At 61.0% G+C, this 11,035-nt stretch carries 12 protein-coding genes; 9 read left to right on the top strand and 3 right to left on the bottom strand.

Translation table 11 applies throughout. The annotated features are described in order from the left end of the window. Nucleotides 1-470 precede the first annotated feature (470 nt). On the bottom strand, nucleotides 471-1,793 hold the full coding sequence (locus tag AB5287_RS09255; RefSeq protein ID WP_008782873.1) for a nicotinate phosphoribosyltransferase: 1,323 nt from the start codon (nucleotides 1,791-1,793) through the stop codon (nucleotides 471-473). Nucleotides 1,794-2,023: 230 nt separating this feature from the next. Here AB5287_RS09255 and AB5287_RS09250 point away from each other — a divergent pair, with 230 nt between their 5' ends. Further along, nucleotides 2,024-2,650 carry a Pr6Pr family membrane protein gene (locus tag AB5287_RS09250; protein ID WP_008782872.1) on the top strand — a complete coding sequence of 209 codons (627 nt, stop codon included), beginning with the start codon at nucleotides 2,024-2,026 and terminating at the stop codon, nucleotides 2,648-2,650. A 99-nt stretch (nucleotides 2,651-2,749) separates the two neighbouring features. Here the strand turns inward: AB5287_RS09250 and AB5287_RS09245 are convergent, their stop codons facing one another. Beyond that, on the bottom strand, nucleotides 2,750-3,178 hold the full coding sequence (locus tag AB5287_RS09245) for a MerR family transcriptional regulator (RefSeq protein ID WP_007051407.1): 429 nt from the start codon (nucleotides 3,176-3,178) through the stop codon (nucleotides 2,750-2,752). 173 nt (nucleotides 3,179-3,351) lie between these two features. Between AB5287_RS09245 and AB5287_RS09240 the strand changes: the two genes are divergently transcribed. Next, complete coding sequence (locus AB5287_RS09240) at nucleotides 3,352-4,362, top strand: aldo/keto reductase (RefSeq protein WP_010081165.1); 1,011 nt, start codon at nucleotides 3,352-3,354, stop codon at nucleotides 4,360-4,362. 41 nt (nucleotides 4,363-4,403) lie between these two features. On the opposite strand, the gene AB5287_RS09235 is transcribed toward AB5287_RS09240, so the two are convergent. After that, on the bottom strand, nucleotides 4,404-4,697 hold the full coding sequence (locus tag AB5287_RS09235) for a DUF3039 domain-containing protein (protein WP_007055705.1): 294 nt from the start codon (nucleotides 4,695-4,697) through the stop codon (nucleotides 4,404-4,406). A gap of 273 nt (nucleotides 4,698-4,970) precedes the next feature. Here AB5287_RS09235 and coaD point away from each other — a divergent pair, with 273 nt between their 5' ends. From coaD to ilvN, 7 genes are all read left to right on the top strand, one after another. Continuing rightward, nucleotides 4,971-5,471, top strand: a complete 501-nt coding sequence (gene coaD / locus AB5287_RS09230) for a pantetheine-phosphate adenylyltransferase (protein ID WP_007051410.1) — start codon at nucleotides 4,971-4,973, stop codon at nucleotides 5,469-5,471. A gap of 7 nt (nucleotides 5,472-5,478) precedes the next feature. Further along, nucleotides 5,479-6,369: a cell division protein gene (locus tag AB5287_RS09225; RefSeq protein WP_007057854.1), complete on the top strand. Its 891-nt coding sequence runs from the start codon at nucleotides 5,479-5,481 to the stop codon at nucleotides 6,367-6,369. 88 nt (nucleotides 6,370-6,457) lie between these two features. Continuing rightward, nucleotides 6,458-7,087, top strand: a complete 630-nt coding sequence (locus tag AB5287_RS09220; protein WP_007055717.1) for a DUF177 domain-containing protein — start codon at nucleotides 6,458-6,460, stop codon at nucleotides 7,085-7,087. A gap of 88 nt (nucleotides 7,088-7,175) precedes the next feature. Then, on the top strand, nucleotides 7,176-7,370 hold the full coding sequence (rpmF, locus tag AB5287_RS09215) for a 50S ribosomal protein L32 (RefSeq protein WP_007051413.1): 195 nt from the start codon (nucleotides 7,176-7,178) through the stop codon (nucleotides 7,368-7,370). 142 nt (nucleotides 7,371-7,512) lie between these two features. Next, the gene (gene rnc / locus AB5287_RS09210) at nucleotides 7,513-8,241 is read left to right on the top strand and encodes a ribonuclease III (protein ID WP_007055729.1); all 729 of its coding nucleotides are present in this window, start codon (nucleotides 7,513-7,515) and stop codon (nucleotides 8,239-8,241) included. 160 nt (nucleotides 8,242-8,401) lie between these two features. After that, entirely contained in the window at nucleotides 8,402-10,369 is a 1,968-nt protein-coding gene (locus AB5287_RS09205) for an acetolactate synthase large subunit (protein ID WP_007054814.1), read from the top strand. Between the two features lie 16 nt (nucleotides 10,370-10,385). Next, nucleotides 10,386-10,940 (top strand): acetolactate synthase small subunit, encoded by a 555-nt coding sequence (gene ilvN, locus AB5287_RS09200; protein WP_007054813.1) that lies wholly within the window; start codon nucleotides 10,386-10,388, stop codon nucleotides 10,938-10,940. Nucleotides 10,941-11,035: the final 95 nt, after the last annotated feature.

The raw sequence follows: 11,035 nt of genomic DNA, 5'->3' as shown, positions 1-11,035 counted from the left end.
ATGAAACCAAGCGAGAAGATCATCGAACTGCTCGACGCCGCGTGATAACCTCAACAACCGACAACGTGACCATGGAAGGCCGCTCAAACCTCAGGTGTTGCAACCACCACTAGAATCTGCCGGGCACCCTCAGCTGGAACCACGTCCGGCGAACCGGGACGCAGTTCAGCCCGAGGGGACGCGGCCAATACAGCCCCGGGACACAGCCACAGGGGGTGCAAACACGGGGGTGCGACCGGGGTTGCATCTCCCCGCCTCGGCGGCGACCACAGGAGTGCGGCCAACACAGACAGAGGGGCACAGACAGAGGGAAGAGTAGCCAATGTAACCAGAGGGATGCGGCCAGTGCGATACGGTCAGAGGACTTTGGTCTCTGTGGTCGAACCGTTAAGCGGACAGCCCAGTGGGCTGTCCGTAGGTAAGGGGAGCAGCTATGCTGCGACGGATTCCTATGGAGACGAAAGTTCTCATCAGAGAACCTGAGTCTCCGTAGGAATCACGGGCTCGCCCTTCATCAGGCTTTGTGCGGTGATGGGCAGTTCGGACAACGCCTTGGCGCGGTAGTCGTGGGCGGCCATGATGGCGTCATGGCCCTGCCACTGCGCATCGATATGGCCGTGGTCCACGAAATCGACCAGCAGGTTCTTCCACGTCGGTTCGGGCGTGAAACCGGCCAGTTTCTCTTCCGAGCCGGAAATCACGTGTTCGGCTTCGGCTAGCGCGTATTCGTAGGAGCGGAATGCCAACTTGCGACCGGGCACTGTGGCCTTGTCCTTGGACTTCTTCATGACCGGAACCATCGTGCCGTCAGTGCCTTCACGTTCGGTGAGCTTGTACACCATCGCACAAGTGGGAGCGCCGGAGCCGGTGACCAGCATGGTGCCCACGCCATAGGAGTCGACCGGCGCGGTCTGCAATGCGGCGAGCGCGTACTCATCCAAATCGTTGGTCACGGTAATGGTGGTGTTCGTGGCACCCAGGGCGTCCAGCTGGTTGCGCACACGCTGGGCCATGGCGGCTAGGTCGCCGGAGTCGATGCGCACGCCACCCAGTTCGGGACCGGCCACTTCGACGGCGGTTTTCACGGCTTCCTCGATGTTGTAGGTGTCCACCAGCAGCGTGGTGTTCTTGCCCAATGCCTCGATCTGCGATTCAAAGGCGTCACGCTCGGAATCATGCACCAACGTGAAGCAATGCGCGGCGGTGCCGATGGCCTTCAGACCATACAGCTGGGCGGCCAGCAGATTGGCGGTACCCTTGAATCCGCCCACTACGGCAGCTCGGGCGGCGGCCACGGCGGCCCACTCGTTAGTGCGGCGTCCGCCCATATCCATGCAAGGACGATCCTTGGCTGCCGACGCCATACGTGAGGCGGCGGAGGCCACTGCGGAATCGTAGTTCAGCGCGGATAGAATCAACGTCTCCAGTAGCGTGCATTCGCCGAACGTGCCTTCGACCTGCAAAATCGGGGAGTTCGGGAAGAACATCTCACCTTCGCGGTAACCGCGAATCGTACCGGAAAAGTGGAAGTTCTCCAGCCACTTAATGGTCTCGGGGCTTACCACGTGACGGTCGGCCAGGAACTTCAGATCCGCTTCATCCAAGTGGAAATGTTCCAGCGCATCCAGAATGCGGCCGGTGCCGGCCACCACGCCATAGCGACGGCCTTCGGGCAAGTGACGCGTGAACACCTCGAACACGCACTTGCGGTCGGCGGTACCGTCTTTCAGAGCGGCGTCGAGCATCGTGTATTCATACATGTCGGTCATCAGAGCCGGCGAATAATCGACCATTGCAAGGCCTTTCCTACATAAGTGGTGAAGTTGCACCTAAGTGTAGTCCGGGCAAAGCCGTGCGGGAAGGGCTCGTCTTATTCTCGTATCGCCAGATTCGATATTGCCGGGTTCAGTATCGTCATATCCATCGGCACTATGGCGGTCGGTCACACCGACCATAATCATCACGACCAGCCAATACGCCAGCCGCACCATACGGCCCACTGGCGAAGCGGTAGACTCGATGCATGAGATTCATCGTGGCGTTGTGGCGCTTTGCGATCGCCGGTTTCTGCTTCGTGGGCACATATGAGGCATGGTCCAAACCGCAGTTCTGGGTGTATTTCACGTTCCAGACCGGTTTCGTGCTGGGCATCGTGATGCTGTGGTCCGGCGCGGCCACACTGCTCAAAGGTATTCAGCCGCCTGCATGGCTTAAGGGGTGCCTGACTGTGTACGCCATAGTCACCGCACTGGTGGCGTTCTTCCTGATGCCTCCGGACGACCCGGCATACGTGCCACAGGTTATTGGCATCATGACCAATACGATGCTGCACAAAATCGCCCCGATTATGGCGGTTATCGATTTCGTGCTATTCGACCCGCACCGGCGTTTCCGCTGGCATTACATGTTCTCGTGGCTGGCGTACTTCCCTGCATACTTGGTCTTCGTGCTGGCCCGTGCGGCGATTTGGCCGGGGTCCGGACCGGCGGCCGGCGGCAGTCCGTATCCGTACGACTTCATCAACCTCGACGCACTCGACTGGCAAGGGTTCGGCATTAGCTGCGGCAAGCTGGCCATAGCGTTCTTCGTGATATCGCTCGTTGTCTGGCTGCTCGACCGCGCACTGCCGAGCAAGGCCTTACTCGGATAGACGCGCCCACGATCGACGCGCATCGGTCTTAGTGCCCAGCCGGCATCCAGCTCAGCACTCGATGGCCTCAACATTCGATGGTCTCAACATTCGATGGTCTCAACATTCAATGGAATAGGCGCGGTTTTTGTACTCGCGCCAATCCGGCCAGTCTTCACCGGCGTCGATGGCACGCTTGATGTCGCCATAGTAATGGAGCTTGCGCTGCACGTGCATGGCCGCCTCGTTGAGGGCTCGGCGCTGCTCGTCCAAGGATTCGCGGCGAGATTCCAGCAGATCAAGGATTTCATCGATATGCTCGGGCTCATTGGACTCATACACGAAGAACTTTTTAAGATCGTCAATGGTCATGCCGGCGTTCTTGAAGCAGCAAATCGCGCGCAGACGGTCGATATGGCAGTCTTCGTATATGCGCTGGCCGGTTTCGGTGCGCTCCACGTTGGTCAGCAATCCCTGATCCTCGTAATAGCGCAGCGTAGAGGGCTGCATATGGAACTGCGTGGCCACCTGACGAATGGTGTAGGACATCATGACTCCTTACTGCGGCAACACGCCGAAGCGTCGCAGCCGTTTGCATTCAAGTTCACTTGAACTGGAACCATAGTATCCAAGAACACTTACGAATACCGCTCAATCGGCGTCGGTCTGCCCATCGCAGGTAAGCATTCGTAAGAACAAGAATGACATTGTAAGGAGACTCAATGTTCGAGCCAACCGCCATCTATGCCCCCAACCCGCACCGTTACGACACGATGACCTACAACCGTGCCGGCACCTCCGGCCTCAAGTTGCCGGCCGTCTCACTTGGCTTCTGGCACAACTTCGGCGACATCACGCCATTCGACCAGATGAAGTCCCTGGTCTTCACCGCCTTCGACAACGGCATCACCCACTTCGACCTAGCCAACAACTACGGCCCCGAGCCCGGCCAGGCAGAGAAGAACTGCGGACTGCTGCTCGCCAAGTACTTCAAGCATCACCGCGACGAACTCGTCATCTCCACCAAGGCCGGCTACGAAATGTGGACAGGCCCCTATGGCGACCTCGGCAGCCGCAAGTACCTGCTCGCCAGCCTCGACCAGTCGCTGGAACGCTTGGGCTTGGATTATGTGGACATCTTCTACCACCACCACCCGGATCCGGAAACCCCGCTTGAGGAGACGATGGGCGCGCTGGCTCAGGCCGTGAACTCCGGCAAGGCCCTGTACGTGGGTCTGTCCAACTACGATGGTCCGACGATGGAAAAGGCCGCCGCAATTCTGGCAGAACTGCACGTGCCGTTCATCATCAACCAGAACAAGTACAACATCCTCGACCGCACCGTTGAAAAGAACGGCCTGAAAGAGACCGCCTTCAAGCTGGGCAAAGGCCTTATCACCTTCTGCCCGCTGGCTCAGGGCCTGCTGACCAACCGCTATCTCAACGGCATTCCGGCCGACAGCCGCATGGCTCACGATCCGCGATTCCTCAACGATTCCGCCCTGACCGAGAAACTGCACAAGCAGGTTGTGGACCTGAACAATCTGGCCGCCGAACGCGGCCAGACGCTGGCCGAGATGAGCCTGGCATGGCTGCTGCACGACGGCAAGGTGACCTCCGTGCTGACCGGAGCCTCCAAGCCGCAGCAGATTCTCGACAACATCGGCGCACTGAAGAACACCCACTTCAGCGACGAGGAGCTCAAGCTGATCGACGAGATTTCCGCTCGGTGACCATTTTGGCTCCCCTCGCTGAGGGGAGCCAAGTACCACCTTTAGCGCGTCATTTCCTCGTAAATCCGCTTGCAGTCGGGGCAAACCGGGTACTTGGACGGATCGTGCTTGGGCACCCAAACCTTACCGCACAGGGCCACCACCGGGCGGCCGGTCGCACGCGATTCAGCGATACGGTCCTTGGATACGTAGTGCGCAAAACGATCGGCGTCGCCACCATCGTCACGAACCGGCGACTCCTTGGTCTCCGGACGCTCCAGCACCGACGTGCCGGCACCTTGGTCCGGGTTGCGCAGCGGTTCGGCATCATCAACGAACATCTCGGCAAAAGTCATGGTGCACTTCTTTCCTCGTATTCAACGATTCGACTGCACTCCATCATAGATTCCCGTCGTTACCCGCGAAACCCATTGGCGCGTAATCCGCACACCTCCACACACCCATGTCGCGCATCACGCCACCCCGCCACATACAATGCCACATACAATGCCGCACACGACGCCACACCGACGCCACATACGGCACCGCACACACTGCCTCATACGCCGACGCGACAACAATGCACGCTCGGCAGCACGAAGCACACCACTAGCGGTAGGCTATAAAGCATGACTATCGCAGTATGCCCCGGCTCGTATGACCCCGTTACCGCCGGACACTTGGATGTAATCGAGCGCTCGGCGCGGTTTTTCGACGAGGTGCATGTGGTGGTGGCCGTCAACGCCGCGAAAACACCGATGTTTTCCGAAGCCACCAGAGTCGACGTGATCCGCCGCGCCCTTGACAAAGCCGGTTGCAAGAACGTCACCGTTTCTTCCACCGACGGCCTGATCACCGACTACTGCAAGAAGGTCGGCGCCACCGTTATCATCAAGGGTCTGCGCCAGAACGGCGACTATGAAGCCGAGCTCGGCATGGCGCTGGTCAATCGCAAGCTCGCTGGCATCGAAACCCTGTTTTTGCCGGCCGATCCGATTCTTGAACACATCTCCAGTTCCATCGTCAAGGACGTGGCCCGCCATGGAGGCGACGTGACCGGCATGGTGCCCGATTGCGTCGTGCCGATGCTGGCCGATGCCCTGGCCGAGGAACGTCAGCGGAAGGACTGATGCACTAATGACTATGAGCGATGACCACCCTACTGGATACGTCGATCTGACCAAACCGAATGCGGACGCCGCATCGTCCACTCCGGAGCCGTCCGCCCCGGAACCGCCCGCGTCTACGCAAGCTGCGCCGGCACCCACCGAAGAGGCCGATGTTCTCGCCGGATCGCCGCCCGCCGCGCCTACCCCTACTCCGGCACAAATGCAGGCCAAAGCGCAGGCCCAAGCAGCTCAGCAGACCCGGGCACAGGCTCAGACCGCTCAGGCCGCCGGCATTCGCCCCTCGTTCATGAACGAAATGCCCGACCTGCGAGAAACCACGGACGACGACCCGGCCACGGTCAAGAGCCACGAGGAATTCACCACGGTGTATGACATCATCGACCAGCTCGAGGCGGCACTGGGCGAAGCGAAGTCCAGCATATTCGCCCCCGGCATGGTGAAGGTTGACCGCGACGAATTCACCGACCAGCTTTCCGAGTTGAAGAAAATGCTGCCGGTGCAGTTGGAGCGCGCCTCCGCCCTCATGCGCGAGGCCGAGCGCCGTCTGGAATCGGCACAGACCCAGTCCAACGCCATCGTCGCCTCCGCACAAAGCCGCGCAGCCAACATGATCAGGGACGCCAACGAACAGGCACAGTTCCTGGCCGGCCAAGAGAACGTCACCGAGCTTGCACGGCAGAAAGCGCGCGCGATTCTTGACCAGGCACAGACCAAAGCCGACCATCTGACCCAAGGCGCGGACCAGTACTGCACTACGGTGATGGAAGGGCTGTCCCAGCAGCTCGGCAAACTCAGTCAGGATGTGCAGGCCGGTCTTAACGTGCTGGAAGAGCGCCAGCGCGCGGCCCGCGAACAGATGCCGCACCTGACGCTGAACGACTATCCCGAAGCCCAGTAACGCCAGCAACGCCGGCAACATCAGTAACGCGAATAACGCCAGTAACGAATAACTCCAGCCAACATACGAAAGGCACCAAGAACATACCATGGCACGAGTTGAAGATTCCCCGTGGGCCATTCCGGTAGCGCAGATTGCTTCGCGCGCCGGTCAATCCAAGCCGATTGACGCCGATTTCCCGGCACCTTCCGGCATTGGCGACAGCATTGTCGGCATCAAGGAAGGTGAGCCCGTACACGTGAGCGGGCAGTTCGATTCGATTGTGGACGGCCTGATCTTCACCGGCCGCCTGGTCGCGCCATTCGTCAGCGAGTGCACGCGCTGCCTGAAGCCGATTGACGAGGACTGGCCGGTTGATGTGACGGTGTTCTTCCCGTACGAGTCGGGTCAGGACAAGGCCAACGGCAAGGGCGGCAAGAGCAAGCAGGACGACGAAATCGACATCATCGCCGGCGAGGACGAGTCGGAAGACACGTATCCGCTGCTGGAGAACGGCGCATTCGCGGACATCGAGGCGATGATCCGCGACACGCTGGTCGAATCGCTGCCGTTGCAACCACTGTGCCGACCGGATTGCAGGGGTCTGTGCTCGCAGTGCGGTGCCGATCTGAACGAGGATCCCGACCATCATCACGATGTGACGGATATCCGTTTTGCCGGATTGGCGGGGCTCAAAGCCCAGCTCGAGGCCGAGCAGAACGGCGAGCAGGCCGAGTGACGCGCGCCTGAACGAAGTTTGTACGAGCCGTGCGTTAAGATAACGGACGCTTAAGCTCAATTGTTCGAACGAAATAGAGGATACTCAAATGGCACTGCCTAAGTACAAGACCTCGCGCGCCAACACGCATTCGCGTCGCGCGAACTGGAAGGCCACCGCTGCTGCGACCGTGAACTGCCCGAACTGTGGCGCTCCGGCCCTGCCGCACATGGCTTGCCCGAGCTGCGGTAACTACCGCGGCCGCACCTACCGCTCCGCCATCCAGCCGGCTCACACCAAGTGAGTCCTGCGATAACGGCTTGAATGAAGGCCCTGCCATCGACGGGTGGCGGGGTCTTCGCATAAGTGCACCATTGCGTACACCATCGCATCGCAAACAACACAACACAACACATCACCATCGCGTGAAGGACCATACAACAATCATGAGTAATGAAACCCCACAGCAGCCGACGCCGGCCAACGAGCTTCTTGAAGCGTTGGGCACCACTCTCAGCCCGGATCTGCTCGTGCAGGCACTCACCCACCGTTCCTTCTCGCATGAGCACCCCGGCGTGGCCAATTACGAACGCCTCGAATTCCTGGGAGACGCGGTGCTCGAACTGGTCTCCACTGAAACGCTGTTCACCATTCACCCGGATATGACCGAGGGGCAACTGGCCAAGATGCGCGCCAAGGCCGTCTCCGAAGACGCGCTGAGCGCCATCGCCAAAACCAAGCTCAAGGTGGGCCCCTACATTCTGCTGGGTCACGGAGAAGCCGAGCAGGGCGGCGCGGAGAAGAACTCCATCCTATGCGACATCGTGGAATCGCTCATCGGCGCGACCTTCCTGGAACACGGCATCGACGAGGCACGCAAGGTGATTCACCGGCTTATTGACGACACGCTCGCCGAAGTGGCCACCGAGGGCCCGGCACTTGACTGGAAGACCTCGCTGACCGTCAAGGCGCACGGCCTCGGCAAGGAGGAGCCTGTCTACCATATGGAGGTCTCCGGCCCGGAATACGCGCAGATCTTCACCGCGCGCGTCTCATTGGGCGAGAACGGCGACATCATCGGCATCGGTAAGGGCTCCAGCAAGCGTAAGGCGCAGCTGGCGGCCGCCGAAGCGGGCTGGAAGTCACTGGACTCGTTCAAGACGCGGACTAAGTAAGCCCGCTGTCGGATTTGCGAATAGACTAATACCAACATGAGCGACGAGTCGCGCCGGGGCCACAAGTCTCGGGGAAGCGACTGGAATCAGACACGCGGGCACCCGGCCCCATCCCAAGGTCGGGCAGGTTCGCGACAAAACCTATGAGGTGAGAGGAATCATGGCTTTACCCACGCCTTTGCAGGCATTCAGCGGTGTACCGAAAATCAACACGGCCCCCGATAAGCAGACCATCGTCGATGGCGAGAAGATGACTGGCGCCCAGGCGCTGATTCGTTCGCTGGAGGACCTCGGCGTCGAGGACGTCTTCGGCATTCCTGGCGGCGCGATTCTGCCCGTCTACCACGAGATCAAAGACAACACGAAGTTCCGCTTCGTGCTTATGCGCCACGAGCAGGCCGCCGGCCACGCCGCCGAAGGCTACGCACTGGCCACTGGCAAGGTGGGCGTGTGCATCGTGACTTCCGGCCCGGGTGCCACAAACGTGGTCACGGCCATTGCGGACGCGAACATGGACTCCGTGCCCATGGTCGTGATTACCGGTCAGGTGGGCGTGCAAGCCATCGGCACTGATGCCTTCCAGGAGGCGGATATCGTGGGCATCACCTACCCGGTGTCCAAGCACTCCTTCCTCGTGACCCGCGCGCAGGACATTCCTCGCGTGCTTTCCGAGGCGTACTACATCGCCAACACCGGCCGCCCCGGCCCGGTGGTCGTGGATCTGACCAAGACCGCACAGACCGGCGACATGTACTACTCATGGCCGCAGCGCATGATTCTGCCCGGCTACAACCCCACCACCAAGGCGCACGGCCGTGTGCTGTCCGACGCGGCGAAGCTGTTCTCTCAGTCGTACCGCCCGGTGCTGTATGTGGGTGGCGGCGCCGCCCGCTCCAACGCCGGCGCACAGGTCAAGGCTCTGGCCGACCTGACCGGCGCTCCCGTGGTCACGACCCTGCCCGCACGCGGCATCATTCCCGACTCCGACCCGAAGAACCTCGGCATGCTAGGCATGCACGGTACGATTGCCGCAACCGGCGCCGTGCAGCGCGCTGACCTGCTTGTGGCCATCGGTGCACGTTTCGACGACCGCGTGACCGGCAAGCTCGACGCCTTCGCACCGACCGCCCGCGTGATTCACATTGACATCGACCCGGCTGAAATCGGCAAGAACCGTCAGCCCGACGTGCCGATCGTGGGCGATGTGGCTACCGTGCTCGACGACTTGATTCCCGAGATTCAGCGTACGCAGGCCATTCAGGGCAAGCCGAATCTGGCCCCCTGGTGGAAGGCTATCGACGGCTGGCGCGAGGAATACCCGATGACGTGGGATGAGCCGACCGACGGATCGCTGGCCCCGCAGTGGGTCATCAAGAAGCTCTCTGAGATGGCCGATCCGTCCACCATCTGGGTGACCGGTGTGGGCCAGCACCAGATGTGGGCTTCGCAGTTCATCGATTTTGAGAACCAGCACGCTTGGATCTCCTCCGGAGGCCTCGGCACGATGGGCTACGGTCTGCCGGCTGCCATCGGCGCATCCGTGGGCTCGGCCCGTGAATTCGAGGGCAAGAAGCCGGTGTGGCTGATCGATGGTGACGGTTCCTTCCAGATGACCTCTGAGGAGCTGGCCGCCGCGTTCCTGGACCACGCTCCGGTGAAGATCGCGATTCTGAACAACTCCGTATACGGCATGGTCCGTCAGTGGCAGACGCTGTTCTACGAGCACCACTACTCGCAGACCAACCTGCTCGATGGTGAAGCGCACGGTGCCGATGGTGCGGCGGCACTGGCCGACGGCGATGCGCCGCTCGAAGTGCCTGATTTCATCAAGTTGGCCGAGGCATACGGCTGCGTGGGTATCCGCGCGTTCACCGAGGAAGAGGCGATTGCCGCCATCGAAAAGGCGAACCAGATCAACGACCGCCCGGTGCTGATCGACTTCCGCGTGTGGAAGGATGCGATGGTGTGGCCGATGGTAGCCGCCGGCGCCCCCAACGACGAGGTGACGTACAAGCCCGGCATCAAGCCGCTGGCTGGCGGCACCCCGGCTCCGGGAACCGGTCCGGACGAGCATGCGACCGGCGTGTTCGAGCACGAGACCGCCGCTGCCACTGCGAGCGAGCACTGAGGAGAGGAGAACACTCATGGCTAACTATCCTGCATCCCAGCCTGGTTCCCAGCGTCATACGCTGTCCGTGCTGGTGGAGAACCGCCCAGGCGTGCTGGCGCGTATCGCCGGCCTGTTCGCCCGCCGTGCGTTCAACATCAACTCGCTGTCCGTCTCCCCCACCGAGCGTCCGGACATCTCTCGCGTCACGGTGACCGCCGACGTGGAGGCCGTGCCGCTGGAGCAGATCATCAAGCAGCTCAACAAGCTGCTGCATGTGCTCAAAATCGTGGAACTCGACCCGAACTCCACCGTGGAACGCGAACTGGTGCTCATCAAGGTGGCCGCCAACGAATCCAACCGTTCCGACGTGCTGGAGATCGTGCGTCTGTTCCGCGTGCGCGTGGTGGACGTGAATCCGGAATCGCTGACCATTGAGGCCACCGGTGCCGAAGGCAAGATCGACGCCCTGCTGGGGCTTTTGGAGCATTACGGTGTGATTGAGCTGGTGCGCTCCGGTGCCGTAGCCGTGACCCGCGGCCCGCGCGCCCTGAGCGAAAAGGTCGTCGGTTCCGAGGTTACCGGGCGCTGATTCGGCGACTGCGGGAAGACCCAGTCCAAGCTCAAAAGGCGGATGCGCATGATGCATATCCGCCTTTTTTCATGCGTGCATACCTCATCACCCGT

The organism is Bifidobacterium sp. RTP21102st3_E2_RTP21102_210122, from assembly GCF_040916945.1.
In the GTDB taxonomy this organism is placed as follows: Bacteria; Actinomycetota; Actinomycetes; order Actinomycetales; family Bifidobacteriaceae; genus Bifidobacterium; species Bifidobacterium longum.
This window is presented reverse-complemented; position numbering and strand designations above follow the sequence as displayed.